This is a genomic window from Colwellia maritima (assembly GCF_022669015.1).
Classification (GTDB): Bacteria; Pseudomonadota; Gammaproteobacteria; order Enterobacterales; family Alteromonadaceae; genus Colwellia; species Colwellia maritima.
In genome coordinates this window covers 726,963-751,495 of record NZ_JAKKSL010000001.1, presented here as the reverse complement: position 1 = coordinate 751,495, position 24,533 = coordinate 726,963, and the positions used below count along the sequence as shown (strand labels likewise).

27 protein-coding genes and 5 pseudogenes are annotated in these 24,533 nt (G+C 36.3%); 16 read left to right on the top strand and 16 right to left on the bottom strand.

Annotation, left to right across the window (positions count from 1 at the left end):
• Positions 1–2 precede the first annotated feature (2 nt).
• The 6 genes from nfuA (at position 3) to L3081_RS03760 (ending at position 3,101) form a co-directional block, all read left to right on the top strand.
• Positions 3–581 carry a Fe-S biogenesis protein NfuA gene (gene nfuA / locus L3081_RS03785; RefSeq protein ID WP_242283613.1) on the top strand — a complete coding sequence of 193 codons (579 nt, stop codon included), beginning with the start codon at positions 3–5 and terminating at the stop codon, positions 579–581.
• A 38-nt stretch (positions 582–619) separates the two neighbouring features.
• Complete coding sequence (locus L3081_RS03780) at positions 620–895, top strand: hypothetical protein (RefSeq protein WP_242283612.1); 276 nt, start codon at positions 620–622, stop codon at positions 893–895.
• On the top strand, positions 892–1,242 hold the full coding sequence (locus tag L3081_RS03775; protein WP_242283610.1) for a VanZ family protein: 351 nt from the start codon (positions 892–894) through the stop codon (positions 1,240–1,242). Before L3081_RS03780 ends, L3081_RS03775 begins: the two co-directional genes overlap by 4 nt.
• 104 nt (positions 1,243–1,346) lie before the next feature.
• Positions 1,347–1,586 (top strand): hypothetical protein, encoded by a 240-nt coding sequence (locus tag L3081_RS03770; protein WP_242283609.1) that lies wholly within the window; start codon positions 1,347–1,349, stop codon positions 1,584–1,586.
• A 44-nt stretch (positions 1,587–1,630) separates the two neighbouring features.
• Positions 1,631–2,449 (top strand): AraC family transcriptional regulator, encoded by an 819-nt coding sequence (locus L3081_RS03765; protein WP_242283608.1) that lies wholly within the window; start codon positions 1,631–1,633, stop codon positions 2,447–2,449.
• A gap of 76 nt (positions 2,450–2,525) precedes the next feature.
• Positions 2,526–3,101: an NAD(P)H-dependent oxidoreductase gene (locus L3081_RS03760; RefSeq protein WP_242283607.1), complete on the top strand. Its 576-nt coding sequence runs from the start codon at positions 2,526–2,528 to the stop codon at positions 3,099–3,101.
• A 27-nt stretch (positions 3,102–3,128) separates the two neighbouring features.
• Here the strand turns inward: L3081_RS03760 and L3081_RS27905 are convergent, their stop codons facing one another.
• Positions 3,129–3,521, bottom strand: coding sequence for an MATE family efflux transporter (locus L3081_RS27905; RefSeq protein WP_338027096.1), 393 nt, complete (start codon positions 3,519–3,521; stop codon positions 3,129–3,131).
• Complete coding sequence (locus L3081_RS03755) at positions 3,478–4,500, bottom strand: MATE family efflux transporter (RefSeq protein ID WP_338027095.1); 1,023 nt, start codon at positions 4,498–4,500, stop codon at positions 3,478–3,480. The genes L3081_RS27905 and L3081_RS03755 overlap by 44 nt, the downstream gene beginning before the upstream one ends.
• Positions 4,501–4,574: 74 nt before the next feature.
• Between L3081_RS03755 and L3081_RS03750 the strand changes: the two genes are divergently transcribed.
• Together L3081_RS03750 and L3081_RS03745 are read left to right on the top strand one after the other, a co-directional pair.
• Entirely contained in the window at positions 4,575–4,934 is a 360-nt protein-coding gene (locus L3081_RS03750; protein ID WP_242283606.1) for a polysaccharide deacetylase family protein, read from the top strand.
• On the top strand, positions 4,894–5,751 hold the full coding sequence (locus L3081_RS03745) for a polysaccharide deacetylase family protein (protein WP_242283605.1): 858 nt from the start codon (positions 4,894–4,896) through the stop codon (positions 5,749–5,751). Before L3081_RS03750 ends, L3081_RS03745 begins: the two co-directional genes overlap by 41 nt.
• On the opposite strand, the gene L3081_RS03740 is transcribed toward L3081_RS03745, so the two are convergent.
• The 5 genes from L3081_RS03740 to L3081_RS03720 all read right to left on the bottom strand — a co-directional run bounded on the left by L3081_RS03740 (position 5,693) and on the right by L3081_RS03720 (position 9,653).
• Positions 5,693–6,313, bottom strand: coding sequence for an SCO family protein (locus L3081_RS03740; protein WP_242283604.1), 621 nt, complete (start codon positions 6,311–6,313; stop codon positions 5,693–5,695). The genes L3081_RS03745 and L3081_RS03740 overlap by 59 nt on opposite strands.
• 11 nt (positions 6,314–6,324) lie before the next feature.
• On the bottom strand, positions 6,325–7,242 hold the full coding sequence (cyoE, locus tag L3081_RS03735; RefSeq protein ID WP_420839693.1) for a heme o synthase: 918 nt from the start codon (positions 7,240–7,242) through the stop codon (positions 6,325–6,327).
• A gap of 22 nt (positions 7,243–7,264) precedes the next feature.
• Positions 7,265–8,287, bottom strand: coding sequence for a COX15/CtaA family protein (locus L3081_RS03730; RefSeq protein WP_242283602.1), 1,023 nt, complete (start codon positions 8,285–8,287; stop codon positions 7,265–7,267).
• Position 8,288: 1 nt separating this feature from the next.
• On the bottom strand, positions 8,289–8,804 hold the full coding sequence (locus L3081_RS03725; RefSeq protein WP_242283599.1) for a hypothetical protein: 516 nt from the start codon (positions 8,802–8,804) through the stop codon (positions 8,289–8,291).
• A gap of 78 nt (positions 8,805–8,882) precedes the next feature.
• Positions 8,883–9,653: an SURF1 family protein gene (locus L3081_RS03720; protein WP_242283597.1), complete on the bottom strand. Its 771-nt coding sequence runs from the start codon at positions 9,651–9,653 to the stop codon at positions 8,883–8,885.
• Positions 9,654–9,720: 67 nt separating this feature from the next.
• Between L3081_RS03720 and L3081_RS03715 the strand changes: the two genes are divergently transcribed.
• On the top strand, positions 9,721–9,933 hold the full coding sequence (locus tag L3081_RS03715) for a DUF2909 domain-containing protein (RefSeq protein WP_274620314.1): 213 nt from the start codon (positions 9,721–9,723) through the stop codon (positions 9,931–9,933).
• Positions 9,934–10,072: 139 nt separating this feature from the next.
• Here L3081_RS03715 and L3081_RS03710 read toward each other — a convergent pair.
• From L3081_RS03710 to lexA, 5 genes and pseudogenes are all read right to left on the bottom strand, one after another.
• Positions 10,073–10,956, bottom strand: a pseudogene (locus L3081_RS03710) (cytochrome c oxidase subunit 3).
• Between the two features lie 68 nt (positions 10,957–11,024).
• Positions 11,025–11,582: a cytochrome c oxidase assembly protein gene (locus tag L3081_RS03700; RefSeq protein WP_242283593.1), complete on the bottom strand. Its 558-nt coding sequence runs from the start codon at positions 11,580–11,582 to the stop codon at positions 11,025–11,027.
• Between the two features lie 2 nt (positions 11,583–11,584).
• Positions 11,585–13,198, bottom strand: coding sequence for a cytochrome c oxidase subunit I (ctaD, locus tag L3081_RS03695; RefSeq protein WP_242283592.1), 1,614 nt, complete (start codon positions 13,196–13,198; stop codon positions 11,585–11,587).
• An 18-nt stretch (positions 13,199–13,216) separates the two neighbouring features.
• Positions 13,217–14,317: pseudogene (gene coxB, locus L3081_RS03690) on the bottom strand (cytochrome c oxidase subunit II); the annotation flags it as partial.
• Positions 14,318–14,984: 667 nt separating this feature from the next.
• Positions 14,985–15,617 (bottom strand): transcriptional repressor LexA, encoded by a 633-nt coding sequence (lexA, locus tag L3081_RS03685; protein ID WP_242283591.1) that lies wholly within the window; start codon positions 15,615–15,617, stop codon positions 14,985–14,987.
• 209 nt (positions 15,618–15,826) lie between these two features.
• Here lexA and L3081_RS03680 point away from each other — a divergent pair, with 209 nt between their 5' ends.
• Positions 15,827–16,189, top strand: coding sequence for a hypothetical protein (locus L3081_RS03680; protein ID WP_242283590.1), 363 nt, complete (start codon positions 15,827–15,829; stop codon positions 16,187–16,189).
• A gap of 422 nt (positions 16,190–16,611) precedes the next feature.
• Here L3081_RS03680 and L3081_RS03675 read toward each other — a convergent pair whose 3' ends face one another.
• On the bottom strand, positions 16,612–16,764 hold the full coding sequence (locus L3081_RS03675) for a hypothetical protein (protein ID WP_242283588.1): 153 nt from the start codon (positions 16,762–16,764) through the stop codon (positions 16,612–16,614).
• Positions 16,765–16,776: 12 nt separating this feature from the next.
• Between L3081_RS03675 and L3081_RS03670 the strand changes: the two genes are divergently transcribed.
• From L3081_RS03670 to L3081_RS03650, 6 genes and pseudogenes are all read left to right on the top strand, one after another.
• Entirely contained in the window at positions 16,777–17,448 is a 672-nt protein-coding gene (locus L3081_RS03670) for a response regulator transcription factor (protein WP_242283587.1), read from the top strand.
• 77 nt (positions 17,449–17,525) lie between these two features.
• Complete coding sequence (locus tag L3081_RS03665; protein WP_242283585.1) at positions 17,526–18,776, top strand: sensor histidine kinase; 1,251 nt, start codon at positions 17,526–17,528, stop codon at positions 18,774–18,776.
• A pseudogene (locus tag L3081_RS27900) lies at positions 18,776–18,874 on the top strand (hypothetical protein); the annotation flags it as partial. The gene L3081_RS03665 and the pseudogene L3081_RS27900, both read left to right, overlap by 1 nt.
• A 236-nt stretch (positions 18,875–19,110) precedes the next feature.
• Positions 19,111–20,796: a phosphoethanolamine transferase gene (locus L3081_RS03660; RefSeq protein ID WP_242283584.1), complete on the top strand. Its 1,686-nt coding sequence runs from the start codon at positions 19,111–19,113 to the stop codon at positions 20,794–20,796.
• Positions 20,796–21,161 carry a diacylglycerol kinase gene (locus L3081_RS03655; RefSeq protein WP_242283582.1) on the top strand — a complete coding sequence of 122 codons (366 nt, stop codon included), beginning with the start codon at positions 20,796–20,798 and terminating at the stop codon, positions 21,159–21,161. Before L3081_RS03660 ends, L3081_RS03655 begins: the two co-directional genes overlap by 1 nt.
• Before the next feature lie 95 nt (positions 21,162–21,256).
• Positions 21,257–23,223 (top strand): annotated as a pseudogene (locus tag L3081_RS03650) (LTA synthase family protein).
• Positions 23,224–23,301: 78 nt separating this feature from the next.
• On the opposite strand, the gene gspN (L3081_RS03645) reads toward L3081_RS03650, so the two are convergent.
• The 3 genes and pseudogenes from gspN (L3081_RS03645) to gspM form a co-directional block, all read right to left on the bottom strand.
• Positions 23,302–23,718, bottom strand: coding sequence for a type II secretion system protein N (gene gspN / locus L3081_RS03645; protein WP_274620313.1), 417 nt, complete (start codon positions 23,716–23,718; stop codon positions 23,302–23,304).
• Between the two features lies 1 nt (position 23,719).
• Positions 23,720–24,067: a type II secretion system protein N gene (gspN, locus tag L3081_RS26335; protein WP_274620312.1), complete on the bottom strand. Its 348-nt coding sequence runs from the start codon at positions 24,065–24,067 to the stop codon at positions 23,720–23,722.
• Between the two features lie 34 nt (positions 24,068–24,101).
• Positions 24,102–24,517 (bottom strand): annotated as a pseudogene (gene gspM / locus L3081_RS03640) (type II secretion system protein GspM).
• Between the last annotated feature and the right edge of the window lie 16 nt (positions 24,518–24,533).

The window sequence follows — 24,533 nt, the reverse complement described above, 5'->3', positions numbered from 1 at the left end:
TTATGATCACTATATCACCCAGTGCCCAAGAGCACTTTATTAAACTGTTATCTCAACAAGCTGAAGGCACCCATATTCGTGTATTTGTTGTTAATCCAGGTACGGCTAAAGCGGAATGTGGTGTTTCATATTGTCCTGCTGACGCAGTTGAGCCTGACGATATAGAATTACCCTTTGACGGTTTTTCTGCCATGGTTGATGCAGACAGCAAAAGCTTTTTAGAAGACGCTGAAATTGACTTTACTACCGACCAAATGGGTTCTCAACTTACCTTAAAAGCCCCCAATGCCAAATTGCGAAAAGTAGCAGATGACGCCCCTTTATTTGAGCGAGTTCACTATTTTTTACAAGCTGAAGTTAACCCACAATTAGCCGGACATGGTGGCGAATGTACTCTCGTAGAAATCACTGATGATGGCTATGCTGTACTACAATTTGGTGGTGGCTGTAACGGTTGTAGTCAAATTGATGTTACCGTAAAAGATGGTATTGAAACACAGTTAATTGAAGTTATGGGTGATGAAATCAAAGGCGTTAAAGATGTTACTGAACATGAACGCGGTGATCATTCTTATTATTAAGCCGAGTGAAGTCTAAATAATAATTTACAAAACAGTTTATGATTAATTTACTTGCGAAGTTAGGTCAAAATCCAAAACGTAGTTTATCAATTTTTTTACGTGGATTTGGCCTTTTTATCATAGGATTGTTTTTTATTGGTATAGGTTATTTTAATCATCACCTATGGCAAATTTTCGGTATTATTATCATATTTTTTGCCTGTATTATTGCAGCTTGGGGTTATTTAGGTATATTTGCTAACCGTTGGTTTACAATTCTAAACAAAAGAAACCTCAATAAGCATAAAACATCGACAAAGAAATCAGCACCATGATTTATACCATTCAAAAATATTGGCTTCACATTACTTGCCTACTACTCGTAAGCATTGCCACCTTGTCATTATGGCCCGCTGCCTATTTACCTGCTGTGCCAGGTACTGACAAAACTCATCACTTTATTGCGTATGGCGCCTTAATATTTCCAACAGCATTAAAGCAGCCTAAAAATACTTTTCTTATTATTGTTGGTTTTGCTGCATTTAGTGGCGCTATTGAATTAATTCAACCCTATGTAAATCGTTATGGTGAATGGCTCGATATGCTAGCAAATACATTAGGCCTATTGTGTGGTTGGGTTTTAGCAAAAATAATGCTACATTTTTACCAAGAAATTGTTTAATAGACGTGTATAAAAGATAGAAAGTGGATTTAAGTTGATGCTTATCAAGCCTCTCAACAGCTTAAATAACTAGAATACATTTACTGATCTTAAAGGCAACATTCATGGAAACTGTTAAACATAGACCAAAACATTTTTGGCAAAAAATCATCATGGTCATCGCAAACATAAGTTTTGCATGCGCAGCAATTGGCGTAGTAATAACGTTACTTTATGTTAGCGAAGTTACTGAAGAATATAAAGCAGCAATGGGAGCTATTACCTTCATATGTTTTGCTATTGGTATTGTGTTAAAAGCCATAGGCAGTACTAGCATTCCCAATTTGAAGCCCAAAAAAGATTAAATGATAAAATCAGTCTTTTTTGCTTAGAAAAAGCTGACTCAATAATGACAAATAATTCAAGATATATTGATAATAGGATTGAAACGCCCCAAGAATTTGCGAGCGTATTTTCACATTTTTATTTTGCTGAGAATAAATCCATTCACGCCATTCATAAGACATTATTTCCCTCTTTTCACACCCTCTTGATCTTTAGTTTTCATACAGGGGTATTACTTCGAACGAAACAAAATCATCAAATAGCATTGGAAAAATGCCTTCTTTTGGGCCCAATAAAACAAGCTTTTGATTATTCTCTGCCTCCCAATTCAGACCTGTTTGTCGTCAATTTTAAAGATGACGCCTTTTATCGTTTTTTTGGCGCTATCAATATAGACAAAAACACACAGTTACCAACTGGAAAGCCTATTTTTAATCAGTGTTTTATTGATATGTGGCATAAGTTAAAACAAATGAATGATGTAAACGCCAGAATAGATTTTATTCTGGATTATTGCCGACCTTTTTTAGACAAGCGTAGCCTTATCGCTGACCAATTACTCAGCGTAAAGGATGAGTTGAAAGAACCGATAAAAACAGTTGCTCACTTGAGAAAGGTTTCTGAGCGTACAGTTCAAGCACAGCATAAAAAACAATTTGCTTACACGGCTAAAGAAAATAATCGTTATCAACGATTTTTAAAAGCCATTAAGATCATTCAAAACATAAGTTTCAACAATTGTGCTATCGACTGGTTTGACGTCATTTCAGATTGTGGATATTACGATCAAAGTCATCTTATTCACGACTTCAAATATTACCTCTGCTTAACCCCTTCGCAATACCTACAATTTCATCAGGATATCTGTAATCCATTAGGGTGATTCGTTTTCTTACAATCTTAATTTTTCAAAATTATTTAATCTTCTGTTTATCAACCACAAATAGAAGGTAATACCAATGAAACATTTAATCATTTTCGCTCACCCAAACAATAAAAGTTTAAATGCCAATATTAAGAAAAATCTATACCAACATTTACTACGCCAAGGGCATGAAGTAGAGATAAGAGATTTATACAAATTAGCATTCAACCCTGTTCTCTCTTTAGCTGATATGGAGGGCCAAAGACAAGGTCAAGTAGCCAATGATGTTGCAATAGAGCAAAAATACATCACTTGGTCTGAGTGTATTACCTTTATTTACCCAATTTGGTGGACTGGTCTGCCTGCAATACTAAAAGGTTATATTGACCGTGTTTTCAGTTATGGTTTTGCTTATTGTTATCAAGAAGGTGTTCAAAAAGGGTTACTATCAGGCAAAGATACCATTATCATCAATACCCATGGAAAATCTCAAGCAGAATATGAATCAATGGGTATGGATAACGCACTGGCACTTACTTCAGATAAGGGAATTTATAGCTACTGTGGTTTAAATATAAAGCAGCACTATTATTTTGACAATTCGGACAAAGCCAATGCAGAAACCATTCAGTTATGGAACAAAATAATTGCTAAAGATTTGCCTTGTTAATAACAAGATTAACCGAGTAAATCTAACTTATACTATATTGTAACTGGATGTTGTAACTGGTTTTATTTTCATATGATAATACCATGCTAAAGTGCCTCCTCGAGCTAACATAAATAACGAGAAAGCCGCCCAAATAGCATGGTTTCCCATGTCTTTGGGCAAATAGTATTGCATTGCCCACCACAGCGGGAAAAAACAACCAAAGGTAGAAATTATCATGCTATTACGCATGGCTTTGGCTTGCATTAACCCAATAAAGACACCATCAAACAAGTAACACCAACATGCAATGATAGGCATTAACATCATCCAGAATAAGTATTCTTGTGCAAATGCGATAACAGGGGGAATGTCAGAAATTAACGTTAATAACTGGTTACCTGAAAAAATGAAAAGTAATGAGTAAGCCGCAAAAAACACCCGTCCAAAATAGGGCGATATTAACTGAGGATTGCAATTTTTTACTATTATTTTCGCCTTGCGCTTTACCTACAAGTGCTTCGGTTGCATTAGCAATACCGTCTAAACCAAAAGAAATAAGTAAGAGAAAATTCATTAAAATGGCATTGGCAGCAACCACGTTATCTCCTAATCTAGCACCTTGAAAAGTGATGAAAATAAAACAAATTTCTAAACATAGAGTACGAATTAAAATATCACGGTTAAGGTTAAAGTAGTTTAATAGGCTTGCACGCTCTATTAATGAGGTAATAAGTAATTGACTGTTCTTAAATAAGGAATTAAACGCACTTTTATAACGAACGAAAATGATACTTAAACCAAAAATCATACCACAATATTCAGCAATAAGTGTTGCCAAAGCAACCCCTTGAACTTGCCAATGAAAACCATAAACAAAGACAAGATCAAGTATGACATTCGTTACATTAGTGATCATTAATAACCACATGACTGATTTAGTTTGGTGGTTTCCAATCAACCAACCAAGAATAACTAAGTTACCAAGCGACGCAGGAAAACCCCAAATACGAATTTCACTGTATTGTCGGGCATAAAATTGTACTTCTTCAGAACCGCCAGATAAGTATAACGCGGCATTAAGATATGGCTGTTGTAATAAGATCAAGATTAAGCCCAAAGCAAAGGCAACAGTTAAGCCTCTAATTAATACTAATAAATTTTTCTCAATACTTTTAGCGCCAAATGCCTGCGCACTAAGCCCTGTGGTAGACATACGCAGAAACCCACAAAGCCAAGTAATTGAAGTAATAAACATTGCGCCAATGGTACTACCTCCTAAATAATATGCATGTGACAAGTGCCCGATTACCGCGGTATCAACTAACCCCAATAAGGGTACTGTGATATTTGAAAGAATCATTGGGAATGCGAGTAACAATAATTGTTTATGTTGATCGACATTGATAAAATTAGACAAAAAATATTCCTTATGACTAGGTATTTAAGTCAATAAACGCTATGTTAGTTTATCGCTATTATATGAGAAAATTCATGAAATTAATGCTTGCCGCCCTACTTACACTTTGCATTCACACTTCAGCATTTGGCGCCGTAATTTTACAATACCATCATGTCAGTAATAACACGCCTAAAAATACAAGTATCACTCCTGCACAATTTGAGTTGCACTTAAAATATCTAGCAGACAATGGTTTTAGTGTTGTTTCTTTAACACACATAATTGAAAAAATTAAACACCAACAACCCATCAAGGATAAAACTGTCGCCATTACATTTGACGACGCTTATATTGATATCCTAAATCATGCTACGCCTATACTGAAGCGATTTAAATACCCCTATACCATTTTTGTTAACCCCGGAATTATCAATCAAAACCTACCAAGCTAATCTCTCTTGGCAACAACTAAAATCACTGGCTGATGACGGAGTGATTATTGCCAATCATGGCTTTGAACATAACTCTATTATTCGTGTTGACAACAATTTATCCCAAGCACAGTGGTTAACTAAAGAAACAAAACTAATATTGAACGCCGAGTCGATTATTGAAGAGAAAATTGGACAAGGTTGGCGATATTATGCATATCCGTATGGTGAATTTAGTCCTGAAATACAAAACTGGCTTAAAGCCAATAAGTTTACTGGCTTCTCACAACAATCTGGCGCAGTGGGTTTATATTCAGATTTAACTAGTGTACCGCGTTTTCCTGCTTCAATGCCTTACGATGAGCTTGATAGCTTACGTGACAAGTTAAACGCTTTACCTTTTCACCTGCAATTAAAAGGTAAAGATGCTGATACTGTTTTTAAATACAAAGATGTAACAAGTATTACCTTCAATATTGAAACAAGTGATTTTTATAAATCCGACTTAAGCTGTTATATTTCTGGCTTAGGTAAGCAAAAAATACAATGGCACAGTGATAGCATGTTTAGCATCGATTTTAGTGGTGATTTGCCGGTAGGACGAGTTCGCTGTAATTGCACAGCACCCAGTCTTAGTAAACCCGGTCGATATTATTGGTATTCCAAACCTTGGTTTATTTTAAATGATACGGGAGGTTTGGTATCCCTTGTAAGAAAATTAATCTCACGGGCAAGTTATAATTATCTTCATCTGTACCGTCTGTTTTTAGGTTTAAAAATTAATATAGGGCGACTATTTTTTGATAGTCACTCAACAATTTATCACTATCAATACTAGGAACTTTTCCGACCGCTTGTTCTGGTTTAAAGATAGCCGCAATATTTCCATCAGGATTAACCAACACGATGGAGGCACTGTGATCAACCAAGTAATCTTCTCCTTCTCCGCTGATTGCATACATCAACCCCATATTACGAGCGAAAGGAAAAAGCACTTCATGGCCTCCTCTTAACGCAATAAATTCAGCATTAAAATAGGCTATGTATTGACTTAATTTTTCTTGAGTATCTCGCTTCGGATCAACACTCACTAACAATACTTGGCTGTTCGCAGAAATCGCTTTGAGTTCATCATAAATAAAACCTAAGTTCTGTAATGTGGTTGGGCATACATCAGGGCAAGAAGTATAACCAAAAAAAACCAAAGACCACTTACCGTTTAGCTGTTTTTTAGAAAATAGCTGCCCATTATGATCGGTTAATTTGAAGGGTTTTATTTCTCTAGGCTCTTGATAGTAGAGAGCATACTCCGGCTGAGAAAGCTTATTAACTTGTTGAAAAGTTAACGCGCCAATAATAACGGCAAGTAGGCCACCCACATAAATAAAATATTTCTTCATAAATAAAGGCTCTACGTTACTGGTAGTAAATAATGATCGAGTAATAAAATGATAAACAGTACCATTAAATGAATAATAGAAAATTTAAATGTATCCATAGCCGTATTTTCATTAGCATTAAATTTTAATTTCCATGCATAGCCAAAGAAGATTAAATTCAATACAACCGCGCCTATCAAATATAGCCAGTTACTCATGCCCACTAAGTAAGGCAATAAGCCAACAACAAACAACAATACGGTATAAAATAAAATTTGTGTTTTAGTAAAGTTAATACCATGCGTAACAGGTAGCATAGGAATATTAACTTTCGCATACTCATCTTTTCGATGAATGGCCAACGCCCAAAAATGCGGAGGTGTCCAAGTGAAAATCAATAATACTAATAAGAGTGCATGTGGATGAATTTCATTCGTCATCGCTGTCCAACCCAATAAAGGTGGAATAGCACCGGCTAAGCCTCCTATCGTGATGTTTTGCGGCGTAGCGCGCTTTAGGTACAACGTATATAAAAAACTATAACCAACTAAGCCTGCAAGTGTTAGATACGCAGTTAATGGATTAACCAATCCATAAAGTAAAACAAATCCCAATAAGGCAATACTAAAGGCGAATACCATTGCGCTATTGGCTGTTATTCTTCCTTCAGGGAGCGGTCGATTATGTGTTCGTCCCATGATGGCATCAATTTTTTCATCAACAATATGGTTTATTGCTGCTGCTGCAGATGACAGTAACCCTATCCCGAGCATTGCCGGCAAAAACAGTTGCCAAGGTAATCCTCCAGGTACAGACAAACTCATCCCCACCACAGCTGTTAGCACTAGTAGTGCAACTACACGTGGTTTAGTAATATCATAATATGCACGCCATTTAAGCATAGTTAAATTTACCATTTTAGTTTCATTTATAGCTTCATCAGACATCATATTTCCTCTACGTTAGCTTAGCCTATATTTTGCGGTGTAAACGAAAAGTCAAACTTATCATTGCCATCATTAAACAAACGGCAACAACGTTATGACCAACCGCAATTGACAACGGCAATGAAAACAAAATATTAGACATTCCAAGTATTACTTGGCTAGTTAATGCTAAACCAACAAGCATTACCGTTGATTTTAATGAATTAGTGCTATCTTTAATATAAACCATCAAAATCAACCAGGCTAAATAAATGGTTGTTACGATAGCGCCAAAACGGTGCATTACATGTATGGTGACACGTTCTTCGTGTTCTAAATGACCAAACTCATAACTTTCACGTTCAGGTGGGATTAATTTGAACGCATTCGAAAAATCAATGTGATCTTGCCATCCTGGCTGACAAATAGGCAACTCCACACAGCTTAACGCAGCATAATTCGATGAGGTCCAACCGCCTAAGGCTATTTGTCCTGCTAAAATAACAATACCCAACAACGCATACCTACTGTATTTTCCTACTGACAATTCAGCTTTCGTTTTTTGATTTGGTCGTAAACGCAAATAAAGCAAAAACAGTAAACATAAAGTTGTAAAGCCGCCTAATAGGTGTCCCATCACCACAACGGGCATTAATTTCATGGTCACTGTCCACATTCCTAGCGCAGCTTGAAAGATGACAACCAGTAAAATACCCAATGGCAATCGTAAAGGCGTTCCTTGTTTCCGGTTTTTAAACGACAACAAAGCAATCGCTAAAATGAATAAGCCCAAGGTGCCCGCAAAATAGCGGTGGATCATTTCATTCCATGCTTTGTGTGGTACAACTTGGTGTTCTGGAAAAGCTAACTTGGCTTTGGTAATTTGCTCTGTAGTTTCTGGTACATCAATGAAACCATAACAGGTGGGCCAATCTGGACAACCTAAACCGGCATGAGTCAATCGTGTATATGCGCCTAAAGCAACAACAACAAGTGCCGGCAAGATACTGATGAATACCAGTTTTCTAACCAAACTAGTTTGCTGAGTAGGTAATGATTGTTCACTCATACTAACCAACCTTTGAATACTTGAGCAGCTTTTTCATATCAGCCAAAATCTGTTTACCAAACTGTGGTAAGTGTTCTGTATTGTCAGGAATTTGATGACTTAAAAATACATTACCAAGGGGATCCACAATTAAAATTTGAGGCTTGTCGATAATGCTCTCTCCTTTACTTGGCATTGGCATTAACTGCCATTGACTTGTTGAGAGATGTAGAAGTTGGTCTTTTGTTAAGTCTTTATGGGTTAACGCAACAGGAATAACCCTAGGTTTGTCCTTACCTAAGGCAATATAAGTGTTATAAACTATCGTAAGTGTTTTTTGGCAATCATCATCACAATTTGAAGGTAGGTTGTAAACCATTAGCCAATGTTGAGTAAATTTAGCGGGGTCTAATCCTAAATCTTCTAAGGTTAATTCATTGGTTAATAAAGTACCTTTATTTGTCACCCCTGTAGCAAGCCAATGACCATCCAACGCTAATTTCGCCAATACAATTGGTAAAACAAACACAGCGATCATCAATAAAAAGCTACGACGATTCTTTTTTTAATGCTTACTTCTTGCACTACAGGAACTTCATCTAATTTAGAACTCATACTACTTTGCCTTACTTTCATCTTTATTATTTTTTTTACTGCCACTAAATTTAGCCCATATCATCAGCAACATCCACGCTAGAGCCAAACTAAACCATTGAAAAGCATATGCACGATGCTTTTCTGGCGGCATGACAATAGGTTGCCAATTTTTTTCAAATCCGATAACTTCATTTTTATCTAGGTAAACAACAAAAGGTAAAAGCTTACGGTTAATTAACAACGAAAATTTATCTAATTCAATTTGCTGTACCCGCAGAGGCCAGTTTACTGCAGAAAAATGCTGTTCCTTTAAGAGAATACCCACATCAACTAAACGAATGTGCCCTTTAAATCGATATTGTCCATTTAACGCTGTTACTTTCGGTAATACTTGTCTATTGATCGAACCTTGCACCCACCCTAGACTGATCAAAACTGCATGTTCATTGGTAAGGGCAACCTGAAATACACGATACCCCAAGCGACCATTATTTACTTGGTTGTCTAATAAAAACACCTCTGCTTCATTAAACTCCCCTTCAATTAAAACGGGATAATCATTAATGTCGGTATCAGACTTGCCATTAGTTACAAGTGCGAGTACTTGTGTTAACGATATTGGCTTTTGACTACTTAACTTTTCAATTTGCGCTAAACGTTGTTCTTTTTCTAATGCCCTAGCACTTTGCCAAAGTCCAAGCTTTACTAATGCTGAAAAAACTAGCACAGTACTTACAAGCCAAAGTACATTCATCTTGGTAAAGTAGCGTTTTTTATGTTCTTCTATCATATTAGAAGTACTGCTTGGCATTAAAAATAGAATCCTTACAACACATTAATTATTAGGAAATAAGCGTATGTTATTTAAAATCGTTATCATTGCATTAATGATATTTATGGTTTACAACCTGTTCCGCGCTTTACTCCTGATGAACAAAAAACCAACACCTAACCAACCGTCTATGACAAAATATATCGGCCGTAGACTCATGCTGTCTGTAGCTATAGTCGTATTATTACTCATCGGTTTATTAACTGGATTAATTACTCCAAACCCAAGACCTTATTGATCTAATCATTAAAGGCTTATCCATCTTAGGAGATAACAACGCAGATAATTCGCTTTAGTTCAAGGAAAAGGCACGGAGTTGACGCTAGTCAATGAGTACCTTTGACAAAGAAATGAAGCGAATTATCCAGTTAGTATCCCTAAAGGATGTAGACAAAGACAAAAAGTAATACCCACACCACATCAACAAAGTGCCAATACCAACTCGCTGCTTGAAATGCAAAGTGGTTATTCGGCGTAAAATGCCCTTTCAACACTCTAAAGAACATTACAATTAGCATAATGCACCCTAGTGTTACATGCATACCATGAAAACCAGTTAGCATGTAAAAGGTACTACCGTAAATACCACTAGTTAAATACAGTTGCATTTCTTCTGAATAACCATGCGCATATTCTTGTATTTGAAAGAAAATAAAAGCTAAACCTAAGATAATTGTTAGTCCTAACCATGCTTTTAATTGTGGTCTATTATTTTTCTCTAAGGCGATATGGGCAAAATGCGCGGTAATCGATGAAGTTAATAACAAAACAGTATTAAGTAACGGCAAACCATACCACCCCATTCCTGTCGTTTCAGTACCATCAGGGGTTTTAACTAAAGGCCAAATAGCAGTAAATTCAGGCCAGAGTACTGCACCTGTCATTGCGTTGTTGCCAAAGACCTCCTAACCATGGCACAGAAAAAGTTCTTGCATAGAGCAGTGCACCAAAAAATGCAGCAAAGAACATCACTTCTGAAAAAATAAACCAACTCATTCCTTGACGAAATGAATTATCCATTTGATGACTATACTTTCCAAACCATTGATTCATTAATCACGTTACTAAACCACCAAAGAACCATAAAAATAACTAGAGCAATACCCGCTATCAATATATAGCCTCCAAAGCCATTAGTCTGATTTTTGATATCAGTAACATAATTAGCCGCGCCAATAGCAATCAAAAATAAAGCTATAGCGCCAACAATTGGCCAGTGACTTTGCGGTACATAATAACTTTCATATTCTTTTGTTGTCATTTTTGTTCCCTCTCTGTTCTTTCTCATTACCTATGATAGCTATAGTAGCTAACTGGGTTATAAATGCTTTAAGAGTTTTCTTTACCGCTAATGTCATACAAGGTGTATGACAATGTCAGTGTGTGAATCTCAACCGGTAGATCAAGATCAACATAAAACTGCAAGCCCATTTCTACTTCTTCACCCGCTTTTAATGGTTGTTGTGTAAAGCAGAAGCATTCAATCTTTTGAAAATATCCCGCGGCCAACCCAGGTGAAACTGAGGGTACAGCTTGGCCGACGATATCGTGTGTTGATTCGTTCTTAGCGTAAAAATTTACAAATTTAACCTCTCCAGGATGTACTGATATTTCATTAATCACGGGCTCAAATTGCCAAGGTATTCCTTTAGCCATCCGCGTGATAAATTGCACTTTTACAGTACGTGACGTATCAATACCGTCTCCTGTATACGCTACAGCAACAGTATTTGTTTTACCGTTTAAACCCGTAATATCACAAAAAACATCATATAAAGGTACAAGCGCGAAACCAAAGCCAAACATAGCGAAAACTACTAATACAAGCTTTTTAATCACCTTGCTATTGTCTGGTTTATTTGATTTTTGCGCTGAACCATTACTCATATTTAGTGCTTACCCTCATCAATTGGAGGCGGCGTACTAAAGGTGTGGTATGGTGCAGGGCTAGCCACTGTCCATTCTAAACCCTCTGCTCCATCCCAAGGTTTGGTCAGGGCTTTTTCACCACCTCTGATACATTTGATCACTACGGCTAAGAAAATTAACTGTGATAAACCAAAGGCGAATCCACCAATACTGACCCACTTATTAAAATCAGCAAATTGTAAGGCATAGTCAGGTATCCGGCGTGGCATTCCTGCTAACCCTAAGAAATGCATAGGGAAGAACAAAAGATTGACCGAGATTAATGAACACCAAAAGTGCCATTTTGACAAGCTATCGCTATACATATGACCTGTCCATTTAGGTAACCAAAAGTAAGCTCCTGCATAAATGGAAAACAGCGATCCAGTTACTAACACATAATGAAAATGCGCTACAACAAAGTAAGTATCATGATACTGAAAATCTACAGGGGTTAGCGCCAACATTAATCCAGAAAATCCACCAATAGTGAACAAGATCACAAAGGCAATGGAGAACAACATAGGTACTTCAAAGGTCAAAGAACCACGCCACATAGTAGCAACCCAGTTAAAGACCTTCACACCTGTTGGTACCGCAATTAACATGGTGCAATACATAAAGAATAATTCACCAAATAGCGGCATTCCCGTCGTAAACATATGATGAGCCCAAACAATAAATGACAACAAAGCGATAGAGGCTGTTGCATAAACCATTGAGCTATAACCAAACAGTTTTTTGCGTGCAAACGCCGGAATAATCGTAGAGACAATACCAAACGCCGGCAATATCATTATGTATACTTCAGGATGTCCAAAGAACCAGAAAATATGTTGGAACATCACTGGGTCACCACCACCTGCCGCATCAAAGAAGCCGGTGCCAAAATAGGTATCCGTTAGCAACATAGTCACAACACCTGCTAATACCGGCATAACCGCAATTAACAAATAAGCTGTGATGAAGAACGTCCACACAAATAATGGCATTTTCATGTAAGTCATGCCTGGAGCACGTAAATTCATGATAGTAACAACAATATTAATCGCGCCCATTATTGAAGAAATACCCATAATATGAACAGCAAAAACAAAAAATGCTGTACTGCCATTTGAATAGGTAGTCGATAACGGTGCGTAGAAGGTCCAACCAAAATTTGGCGCGCCACTTTCCATAAAGAAAGAAGATAGTAAAATAGCGAAAGCAAAAGGTAGTATCCAAAAACTCCAGTTATTCATTCTTGGTAAAGCCATATCTGGCGCACCAATCATCATAGGTAACATCCAGTTAGCAAAACCAGTAAATGCCGGCATTATCGCGCCAAACACCATTATCAAACCATGTACTGTCGTTAACTGATTAAAAAAATCCGGTTCTACTATTTGTAAACCTGGCTGAAATAACTCAGCACGGATCACCATAGCAAGCGCACCACCGGTGAGTAACATGATAAAGGAGAACCACAAGTAGAGTGTTCCTATATCTTTGTGGTTAGTTGTATATAACCAACGTTTAATACCTGTCATTTTATGGTCATGATGATCATCGTTATGCGTGTCATCAAGCGATTCATTTATTGTATTTGTTGTCATTTTTTACTCCTCGCTTGCTGCTTTAACATCAGAACTTTGCACTAAATCACCTGTGTCATTACCCCATGAATTTCTTTCATAAGTAATCACCGCTGCAATTTCTTGTAAACTTAACTGCTTACCAAATGGAGGCATCATGTTTTTACCGTGTAACACTAAAGCAATATGATCTGTAACAGGCCCAGTGGTAGCCACTGCACTACCTTTAAGCGCGGGGAATGTTGGCGGTAAGCCTAAACCCGTAGGTTGATGGCAAGCTGCGCAATAGGCCATATAGGTTGTTTCTCCTAATTGCATTAACTCTTCCTTGCTCATAGAAGCACTCAATGAGGCTTTTTCAGCATCGGCTGCTTTTGCGGTTAATTCATGTTGTTCTGTCAACCATGCGTCATAGTCCTCGCTTGATTTAACCTCAACCACAATAGGCATAAAGCCATGATCTTTACCGCAAAGTTCAGCACATTGGCCGCGATAAATACCTGGTTTATCTACATTCGTCCAAGCCTCATTAATAAAGCCAGGATTAGCATCTTGCTTAACCGCAAATGCAGGTACCCACCAAGAATGAATAACATCATCTGAGGTAATTAAAAAACGTACTTTTTTATTGGTCGGAATAACAAGTGGCTTATCAACTTCTAATAAGTAATCTTTTCCTTTAGGAGCGTCATTGCCATCAAAACTTCCGTTATGATTTTCATATTGCTCACGTGGAGTTGCTAACACAGAGTAATATTCAATATTTTGATCAAAATATTTGTAATGCCATTTCCACTGTGAACCAGTGACTTGAATAGTAACATCGGAATTATCATTATTTTCCATGTCAATTAATGTGCTAGTAGCCGGTACAGCCATAGCAATTAGAATAACGACAGGAATTGCTGTCCACAGTATTTCTACTGTTGTACTTTCATGAAAGTCAGCTGCTTTTGCGCCTTTAGATTTGCGATGAAAAATCATCGACCAGAACATAGCACCAAAAACGACAATACCAATAGCGGTGCAAATGTAGAGTGCTAGCATATGTAAATCATAAACTTCCCTACTTACCGCCGTCACCCCTTTGGTCAAATTTATCTGTGTATCTGACCAAGCTGAAAAAGAAAACAAGCTTATAAAAAAAAGCCCTACTCCCTTCCACCAACGTTGATTACTTCTACTCACTCAACTTCTCCTCTATCATTACCAATTCATTTGAAAAATAGCTTAAGTACTTTTTTCTTTAAAACAGGATATAGAAACAGAAAGCAGCAATGTACATCACAACTCATTGAACTGATTATCTGTTAATTTAGCTATTATTATTTTCTAATTGAGTACTAACTACTTATTACTAAGTACAGCACTTCATTTAACTTTTATTAAATTAACTGACGTAAATTGCCAACTCATCGATTTAGGGTATGTAAATATTAACTTTAGTCATCGAATTAGCGTATTGACGTCTTTTTATTTTTATACAGTTTTTGCTAGTTATTTTTTGTTCGATTCCATCCCTAGAATCGCTCAAAACTTGATCTAGGTCAAACAATTATTGTGACAAAAATTAAAATACATCAGTACTTTCAATAGAGTAAGAACTCTAAGATTGAGCTAACACCTTATGAGTATAGGCTAGAGACATTTTAGTTATTTATAATATGAATAATAACAAGTGATTATAAAACGCGCTTTGATTGCATGTTTTATAATCAATTTAATAAAAATCAATGAAATGGGAGAATATATAAAAATTACCGTTAAAGAATTTTAACGGTAGAATAATTGAACAAATTGATAAAAATTACATCCAGTTTCCGTTACGGATAACACCAACAGCAAGCCCTTCAATATTAAATTCTTGGCACGTTAGATCGACTTTTATAGGTGCAAAACTTTCATTTTCTGCATGTAAATAAACAATATTGCCATCACGTTTAAACCGCTTAACTGTGACATCATTTTCAACTCTTGCAACAATAACTTGCCCATTTTGTACATCAGTGGTTTGATGTACCGCTAATAAATCACCATCTAAAATGCCAATATCTTTCATGCTTTCACCATTAACTCGCAACAAATAATCTGCGGCGGGGTGAAATAAGCTACCACTCATTTGATAATGATCTTCAACATGTTCTTGGGCTAATATAGGCTCACCGGCTGCTACTCTACCTATGAGCGGTAATCCAGATTCTTCAATGAACTGTTCGGCTAAGCGTATACCACGGGAAGTCCCGGGTATCATTTCAATATACCCTTTTTTCGCTAATGCTTTTAAGTGCTCTTCTGCAGCATTCGCTGATTTAAAGCCAAAAAAGTCTGCAATTTCAGCACGGGTTGGAGGCATGCCTGTTTCTTGAATCTTTTCTTTAATCAGATCAAAAATCTGTTGTTGGCGGTTAGTTAAAGGCTTTAGTTCATTTATTGCCGGCATTCGCTTTTCCTTTCTAGGTAAAGTCCTGTGTTTATTTACAACTGTTAGTATATACAGCTATCAAATAAACACAAGGCTTTAGTGCTATATTACGCATACCAATACTTCCTAAAATGTAGTATTTAGTAGTCCTTGCAAATAATATCTTTATATCTTTGTTGCCTGATTAGTTATATTGTTATGCATTAACACATTACAAGGAAAATAATATGATCAAGAAAATTTCATTCATGGCTTTAACACTTACTGCAATACTAAGTCTAGGTGCCTGTAGCGATGATAAACCAACAACAACTGGCGAAAAAGTTGACGAGGCAATTTCAAAAACTAAAGATGTCGCAAAAGATTTGGGCGATAAAGCTAAAGATGTTGGTGCACAAGCTAAAGAAGCCGCTATAGATGCTAGCGAAAAAGCAAAAGAAATGGCTAGCGATGCGAGTGATAAGGTTAAAGAAGCAGCTAAAGGTGCTACCGAAAAAGCAAAAGAAATAGCAGCTGACGCCGGAGATGTTATCGAAGACGCCTGTGAAAAGGCTAAAGAAAAATTAGATGTTGCAGATCCTGACTGTTAAGGGTTCACCTGAAATTTACATCTATCATAAGTAAAAAATAACGCACAATCATAAAGCACTATATACACTATATACACTATATAGTGCTTACATTATCTAAAGGTGTTGTTTGAGATAGTATTGTTTGAAATCGATTTATTCTAGAAAACTAACCTCCCGTTAATTTTAAATTCAAACCTACCCTAACTACAATTGAACCACAGGTTTTTTCGCTATAAAATTTTTATTCCTACACTAAATATTACGAGATAGTCATTCATTTAAAAAAATCATCATAATTTCAATGAAAAATCAGCATATCTTAAGTTAAATTTGCTATGTTATTTACTTAACCTGAACTCGGGTTAATGAATGTTAAATTAATTACATTAAGTATTAATTTTTAATAGGTTGAGATGCTTCACTGTTTAAGAAGCTAATTTTTATTTCTCAGTATTGATAGTTTTGTGTATATCAAGGCGGATTTGGTGATCCAATAGCCGGCTATTGGCAACAAAATCAACGTAGATAGGCGAAAAAATAGCTTGCTGAGTAGCTTTGCTTAACCCGAGTTGAGGTAACTTAATATTCGCCATGGTGATTTCACGTTGAAAATATTAATTATAGAAGATTCAACTTCGCTTAGAAGAAGTTTGAACATTGGTTTGTCAAACCTTGGTTTTACTGTCGATGACACAGGTGACGGCTCTGAAGGATTGAGTATGGTTTTAGCCGGTGATTACTCCTTACTGATTCTTGATTTAATGTTACCTTCTGTTGATGGTACCGCAATATTGAAAGCCATCAGAAAAGCGAATAAAGATATTCGTGTATTAATTTTGTCTGCACGTGATCTTACCGAAGATAAGGTACAGGGTTTACTTAATGGTGCTGATGACTATTTAACCAAGCCTTTTTCATTTGATGAACTCCATGTGCGCTTGCTGTGTTTAATGCGCAGAGGCACTTTAAACATCAGTGATAGTAAAGTCATTATTGGCCAGTTTTCGTTAGACCTGCATTTAAAACAATTGCAATGCAAGGGTGTTGATGCAAATTTAACACCGAATGAATATAAGTTAGTTGAATGCTTATTTACCAATCAAGGCAAGGTTGTCTCACCAGAGAAACTAAGTGAATACTTGGCGGGTCAATATGATGCAGTAGCAAAAAATTCAATTGAAGCACACCTTTCAACAGCGAGAAAAAAAGTAAGAGATATTGGATTTGATTTACCCATAAGAACAAAACGTGGTTTCGGTTATTATGTTGAGAATTGATAATGAACTCGATTAAGAAAAAGCTTAGTCGATATATCTCAATATCTATGTCGATACTGCTCGTTTCGCTATTTTTTATGATTGATATCAGCGTTGATACTTGGATCAGCAATGAATTTGATCGCGCCATGATAAATAAGTCAGGTTTACTCGAAACTTTAATTAGTGAAAATGCTGATGGTGTGGAGTTTGCTTTTTCAGACGAGTTTATGCCTGAATTTTCTGGTAAAAATGATCCTGAATATTTCCAACTATGGCATGGCAATAACACCTTTGAACGTTCAAAAACTCTTAACCTTTTTGAAAACCATACACTCCCAAGATCAGATGTCAGTTTGAATGAACATTCGATAACGGATATTACCTTACCTGACGGACGCTCAGGGAGAATGTATTTTACAAAATTCAAACCTCAAATCCATACAGATATAAGAGAAGAACAAGGCGACAAACTTGTAAATTTTGTAAAAGCACAAGAACTAATGGGATTAGCCTATGCCTTAAGTAAAGAAGGCTTGAATCAAGTACTCTGGTTTGTTGATATTATTTTTATATTTACGTCAGTTATTGCGGTTTTTGCAGTACGAATCATTGTTTTTAATGTGGTTGAACGTGGTTTGATACCATTAGACATTCTAAATAGTGAACTTAAAAAGATTAATTTAAATTCAGATGTTAGCGCCCTCTCTACCACTAAATTACCTGAAGAACTGATGGCTATAGCCGAGGGTATTAACCGTTTTATCAGTGAAAATAAAAAATTGTATTCACGAGAACAACGTATTACTTCTGATATTGCGCACGAGTTAAAAACCCCCATAACAGAGTTACTTAATTTAAGCGAAGTCGCCATAAAATTTCCCCACGAAAAGCAATTAACCGAGCATTTTAAAGAAGATGTACTCGCTATTACCAAACGCTTAAAAAATATTGTGAACAGCATACTTTTACTGCAAAAAAGTACCAGTAAGGCTGACATAAAGATAGAAAAAATTGACCTTTCAACATTAATTGAGTCCACTATTGCCATAGAAAATAAGATAAATAGAGAAATAATTGTTCAATCAAATACACAATGTCCCACCATTAAAACAAATGAATTTGCTTTAACAACCATACTGAAAAATTTAATCAATAATGCAATTTTCTACAGCCCTAATTCAACTCCCATTAATATTACCATTGAACCTTCTTTAACGACTGAGCAAGTCATAATAAGCATTTCAAACATTAGTAATATTACTTACTCAGAAGAAGATTTAGCTCTTTTTTTGAGCCTTTATGGCAAAAAGATTCTGCTAGAACATCTACTGAAAGGTATGGGTTAGGCTTATCCATCGTGAAATCATATTGTGATAATATTAACGCAGATTTATCGGTAAAAACCGAAGAAAATAAGCGTATAATTTTCACTATCATATTATAGAATCTGTTAAAAATCTCTAACTTAGCCTTATATCAATTTTATTAAGTGAAGCAAAAATTTAAGTAAACCGAACACTTACATCACCCTCAGTTTAATTTTAGGTGATTATCAGTTTCTCCTAAGCTTAACTTAAGCTTTCTTCTTTACTATATCTTCGTAGTCGTTATTCCACTCCTTGATGATCAGGGCTAATTGCAAGCTTACTACTCGTCAGGTAAATGTAGAAGGTTAATATAGTGAAAGCATTTATTTTATATTTTAAACACCGTTCTTTAACTACAAACCAATTATTACTACTTACCTGTAGTTATATTGTATTTGTTTTAAATGGCCCCTTTTTAAATAAAGCTGTGACTGCTGTTACAGCATTGCAAGACTACAATGTATTGTTTCTACTCTCGTTACCTATTTTTTTACTGTCATTGAGTATAATTATACAAGGGGTTTTAGCGTTTAAGTTAATAATAAAACCCCTGTTAATACTAACGATACTTAGTTCATCTTTAATCTTTTATAGCACCCTTAATTACGGTACTATTTTTGATTACACCATGGTTCAAAACACCATAGAAACAGATTCTGCTGAATTGATGTCTTATGTAAACCTGTACGCGATTTCATTTATTTTTATTACAGGTGTCATCCCCGCTTTATTGATTTATTTGGTACGTATAAATTACAAACCTTTCTATCAAGAAGTATGGAGTCGAATAAAATTATTTGGTGTATGTATTAGTACGGTACTTTTAATTGCTATCTTTTTTTATTCAAATTATGCCTCTGTCGGTAGAAATAATAAGCAACTTATTAACTATATCACCCCCTATAAAATGGTTGACGCTTCGGCAAAATTTGTTAAAAAACAATATTTTTATTCACCGTTAGAATTTAAAATACTCGACACTGCACCCTCCATTGAGCGGGAGAGTACGAAAAAACACGTCACTGTGATGGTATTAGGCGAAACGGCACGTGCCCAGAACTTCTCGCTTAATGGTTATGAAAAACCTACCAACCAATTTACAGAAAAACTGGGCGTAGTATCTTTCTCACAAATGAGTTCCTGTGGTACTGCAACCGCTGTTTCAGTACCTTGTATGTTTTCACGTTTAGATAAACAACATTACGATAAACGTACCGCCACAGCGCAACAAAATGTCGTTGACCTAATTCATTTAGCCGGTGCTGATGTACTCTGGATTAGTAACAATAACGGGAGCTGCAAAGGCGTTTGCAGTCGCGTAAAAACAGAAAAGATAGCGCCGAATAAAACCAATCCGTTATGTGATGGTGAGTATTGCTTCGATGAAGCTCTGCTATCACCATTGAGTATTAAATTAAATCAATTATCAAGTGAGAACACCTTGATTGTGCTGCACATGATTGGATCTCACGGGCCTACCTATTTCAAACGATACCCTAGTGATCACATACTTTTCACGCCAGATTGCCGAAGTGATATTCAAAATTGTACTGAAGAACAGCTTGTTAATAGCTACGACAATACTATTGCCTACACTGACTTTGTCTTATCAAAGATCATCAATCAGTTAGATCGATTGGCAGATAAAGAAAACATAGAAACATCATTACTTTATATTTCTGATCATGGAGAATCACTCGGTGAAAGTGGTGCGTATTTACATGGATTACCTTACGCTTTTGCCCCAAAAGAGCAAACTCATGTTCCCATGATTTACTGGTCTGATGCACAACAAACAGATTTGAGTCTTAATTGTTTAAATACCATCTCCGATTCACCACTCACGCACGACAATGTTTTCGATGCCATGTTAAGTGTTATGTCCGTAAGAACAAAGGTATATACTAGTGACAATGACCCCTTCATTCATTGTAAATCGCAAAGTGCTATTGCACGTACTACAGTAGATACATCGTCACAAAAAGAGGCAAAATTATAGTGTTTGACCATGAAAACAAACCCAAAGGTATTAAAAGAGTTTATTTAGCCACATTAAATTCTTCACGCGCATTTTTATGGTTATATAAGAATGAGTCGGCCTTTCGGCAAGAAGTGATACTGTTATTAGTAGCAATTCCATTAACATTTTTATTTAACATTAGTATTAAAGAGCAAGTTATTTTGTTACTTGCCATCATCTTTGTCATTTTTACCGAAATAATCAATACAGCTATTGAAGCCGTTGTTGACCGAATCGGTCTAGAGATACATCCGTTGTCTGGACTGGCTAAAGATTTAGGCTCTGCCGCCGTGTTAATCAGTCTTATTATTGCTAGTAGCATTTGGATTATTATTCTTTTTTAAATCAGCCTGTTGGTTTTATTTCAGTTTAACTTAAGCATTTCTTAAGCTTGGAACCTTAAAGTAAGCATCGTGTTTTATTAGTGATATGAAAAACGATGCTTACTTCTGTACTTAATTTACTACGTCCCTTCTTACTTTTCTCGCTGTTACTCCTTTCCATGCTTTTACTATCAAGAGCAGGATTAGTACTATGGCAAGGTGAGCGTTTCACTGATTTAAGCGCCATCGCAACACTAATCATTAATGGACTTAGAATTGATTTAAGTACACTCGGATACTTACTTATTTTACCTGCACTATTTCACCCTTGGTTTATGCTTTCTAGACATAGGGCATTTTGGCTTAAATGCTTAAGGTGGGTATTTTTTATTAGTTTTATCTGTGTTCTGTTTTTTGAGCTAGCCACGCCTTTTATTAAGGAATATGGGTTTAGACCAAATAGATTATTCATTGAATATTTGGCCTACCCAAGTGAAGTAATAAAAATGTTGGTCAATGGGCACTTATTAACGCTCGTAGCAGTATTTTCACTGCTCATTATGGCAAGCTATTTGGGTTGGCGCATTGTGGATAAAATTGTGCCCTTAAGCAAAGTTAATTACGCACGGTCACCATTATCTTCATCATTGGCATCTATCCTTTTATTGGTTGTACTTTTTCTTTGTGCAAGAGGTACTGTTGGGCACAGACCGATTAATCCTTCATTTGTCTATTTTTCTACTGATCCACTCATCAATTCATTAACCCTAAACTCTATCTATAGTGTCGCACACGCGTATAAGCAATTTGGTAATGAGAAAAATGCCGCGAAATTGTATGGAAAAATGCCAACCAACAAAGTTATTAGTCTTATCCAAGAAAATGCCAACATAAATACACAATCATTCACCAATAAAGACTTACCTTCGGTAACGACTCGGTTGCCCATTTATCAAGGAAAACCTAAAAACTTAGTCATTATTTTAGAAGAAAGTTTGGGCGCACAATTTGTTTCATCACTAGGGGGCTTCCACTAACGCCTGAGCTTGATAAATTAAATAGTGAGGGCTGGGCTTTTAAACACATGTATGCCACAGGTACACGCTCGGTAAGAGGAATTGAAGCTGTAATTACTGGTTTTACACCGACGCCACCCGGTCTGTTGTAAAACTTGATAAATCACAACATGGTTTTTTTACCATCGCAAGTTTGCTGAAACAAAATAACTATTCAACACAATTTATTTATGGTGGTGAAAGCCATTTTGATAACATGAAAAGTTTTTTCTTAGGTAATGGTTTTACTGATATTGTTGATTTTAAAGATATTAAAGATCCTCAATTTATTGCGTCATGGGGAGCATGTGATGATGATTTATTTCATCAAGCTGACATTGAATTATCAAAGCTTCATCAGAGCAATAAACCCTTTTTTAGTTTAATATTTTCGTCAAGCAATCATGACCCTTTTGAAATTCCAGAGAATGTGGTTACGCCGATAACTTATTCAAATGAACAGCTAACCTACTATGATGATAAAGAACAAAGGCGTCATAAAGCAATTCAATATGCTGACCATGCCTTAGGAAAATTCATCAAGAAAGCAAAACAGCAACCTTATTGGCAAGACACCATCTTTTTAGTTGTTGCTGATCACGATGCCAGAGCAATGGGCAGTGATTTAGTACCAATAAAAAATTTCCATATTCCCGCGGTTATAATTAATTCAGGAAACTCCCCTTTACTGGATGAGAGAGTGACCCGACCAAATTGATTTAGCGCCAACCCTATTATCTTTAATGGGTATCACTAACCACTCGCCAATGCTTGGTCATGATCTTAACGATTTTACAGTACCAGGCCGTGCAATGATGCAGTACGCCGACAATTTCGCTTATATTAAGGGCAATGATGTAACGATATTGCAACCACAAAAGGCAGCAGTAAACTTTACCTACGATTTTAAAAATAAAAAACTCACCCCTGTGAAGCTTGATACTAAACTCGCTGAAATCGCCTTAGCACATGTTTTGTGGGGCAGTTTAGCTTATGAAAATGGGCGGTATGCAAGTCAGAATAAATAGGTAGAAATCTATTAAGTGAAACTTATTCGCGCATACTGCTAAGCGCGAATATCTGAAATAAGTTCTGAAAAATTAAGTCTAAAAACCCAAACGATAACGCCCTTGGCTGTCTTTTTTACCTAAAAACGGTAAGGCGTCGTTCAGTTCTGCCGGAAATTTGGCTCCTGGTTTTAAAAAGCCATTGCCTGACACCTTACCGCCCTGACGTACATAGGCAGTAAATGTTAAACCCAAGTCATTATTTGGTGAAATATTGACTGTCAATGCACCATTTTCACAACCTATCTCGGCATTTAGTTGATCAAGCTTTATATTCTTGTCAAAGGCCTCTACACCCGCTTTTGACCAATTGATATCACCTTTAACAGAAATACATTGATTATTATTTTTTAAATCAATATCAGCATTTACCACGGTTAGTTGCACATCGCCCTGTGCTGTTACAGGCAACGGCAATGTTAACTGTTGTGCCACTTCATTTGCTTTTATAAACAAGCTAAGATCTTTTATCTTTGGCTTTTTCTTGCGAAAGCACTAATTCAACTTTGCCTTCTGGACCGGCAGAAAAAGAATCGCCAAACGTAATGGCTATTTTGGGTGCTAAACTAAATAACGACCAAAAACTTAAGTCAGCATGTACTTTTTCAATACGTGTACCATTAATTGCCATTTGCGCAATGTTTGTTTGCCAAATGCTTCCGCTAACGCCTGAATATTGAATCGAGTTTTTAATATTGTTGGGCAATGAAACTTGATTTAACACGAATGTTGTTGGTAATGTGGCGATTAAAAAAACCAAATAGGCGATTAAAAAAATACCACCCATGGCGAATTTGTTTTTCATTGATTATCTCTGCTTAACACGTTGATTAGAAGAATTACTGTTTTGCTAACTGTAAACGACGAACGCGAACTTCACCCTGAAGATCACCTTTAGTGAGATCAATTGCTTGCACTTGCAAACCTTCTTTATTTGCGAGGTGCTCTAGCCAAAAAAGCAGCTGCGTAAAAGGCACACTATCAAGCCAAACTTGCAATAGCTCCCCTTGGGGTTGCATACGAGTAATGGTTAATTGTTGCTGATTAGCCGTGCGATTAACGATACTTGATAAACTACCCGTTGTTGGATTTTTACCGCTAGACAATTGTGCACTTTGATAGCGAGCGGTATTTTCATCCACCCAGGTAAGTAATGCTTGGCGGTTCACAAGATTTTTTTAGCTGCAGCTAAATTCTCATTTAGCGGTTGCCATACTAAACTATAAAGTAAAAATATTGCCACTGCTGAACCCATGGCAAGCACGAGTCGT

Excerpts from the sequence above, each read along its gene's own strand:
- L3081_RS03715 (WP_274620314.1), top strand. The coding sequence starts at position 9,721 with ATGTTATTTAAAATCGTTATCATTGCATTAATGATATTTATGGTTTAC.
- L3081_RS03700 (WP_242283593.1), bottom strand. The coding sequence starts at position 11,582 with ATGAGTAATGGTTCAGCGCAAAAATCAAATAAACCAGACAATAGCAAG.
- gspN (WP_274620312.1), bottom strand. The coding sequence starts at position 24,067 with ATGAAAAACAAATTCGCCATGGGTGGTATTTTTTTAATCGCCTATTTG.
- ctaD (WP_242283592.1), bottom strand. The coding sequence starts at position 13,198 with ATGACAACAAATACAATAAATGAATCGCTTGATGACACGCATAACGAT.
- L3081_RS03665 (WP_242283585.1), top strand. The coding sequence starts at position 17,526 with ATGATTGATATCAGCGTTGATACTTGGATCAGCAATGAATTTGATCGC.
- L3081_RS03680 (WP_242283590.1), top strand. The coding sequence starts at position 15,827 with ATGATCAAGAAAATTTCATTCATGGCTTTAACACTTACTGCAATACTA.
- L3081_RS03780 (WP_242283612.1), top strand. The coding sequence starts at position 620 with ATGATTAATTTACTTGCGAAGTTAGGTCAAAATCCAAAACGTAGTTTA.
- L3081_RS03675 (WP_242283588.1), bottom strand. The coding sequence starts at position 16,764 with ATGGCGAATATTAAGTTACCTCAACTCGGGTTAAGCAAAGCTACTCAG.
- L3081_RS03730 (WP_242283602.1), bottom strand. The coding sequence starts at position 8,287 with ATGAGTGAACAATCATTACCTACTCAGCAAACTAGTTTGGTTAGAAAA.
- L3081_RS03750 (WP_242283606.1), top strand. The coding sequence starts at position 4,575 with ATGAAATTAATGCTTGCCGCCCTACTTACACTTTGCATTCACACTTCA.
- L3081_RS03720 (WP_242283597.1), bottom strand. The coding sequence starts at position 9,653 with ATGATAGAAGAACATAAAAAACGCTACTTTACCAAGATGAATGTACTT.
- L3081_RS03725 (WP_242283599.1), bottom strand. The coding sequence starts at position 8,804 with ATGATCGCTGTGTTTGTTTTACCAATTGTATTGGCGAAATTAGCGTTG.
- nfuA (WP_242283613.1), top strand. The coding sequence starts at position 3 with ATGATCACTATATCACCCAGTGCCCAAGAGCACTTTATTAAACTGTTA.
- cyoE (WP_420839693.1), bottom strand. The coding sequence starts at position 7,242 with ATGATGTCTGATGAAGCTATAAATGAAACTAAAATGGTAAATTTAACT.
- L3081_RS03775 (WP_242283610.1), top strand. The coding sequence starts at position 892 with ATGATTTATACCATTCAAAAATATTGGCTTCACATTACTTGCCTACTA.
- L3081_RS03760 (WP_242283607.1), top strand. The coding sequence starts at position 2,526 with ATGAAACATTTAATCATTTTCGCTCACCCAAACAATAAAAGTTTAAAT.
- L3081_RS03765 (WP_242283608.1), top strand. The coding sequence starts at position 1,631 with ATGACAAATAATTCAAGATATATTGATAATAGGATTGAAACGCCCCAA.
- L3081_RS03770 (WP_242283609.1), top strand. The coding sequence starts at position 1,347 with ATGGAAACTGTTAAACATAGACCAAAACATTTTTGGCAAAAAATCATC.
- L3081_RS03740 (WP_242283604.1), bottom strand. The coding sequence starts at position 6,313 with ATGAAGAAATATTTTATTTATGTGGGTGGCCTACTTGCCGTTATTATT.
- lexA (WP_242283591.1), bottom strand. The coding sequence starts at position 15,617 with ATGCCGGCAATAAATGAACTAAAGCCTTTAACTAACCGCCAACAACAG.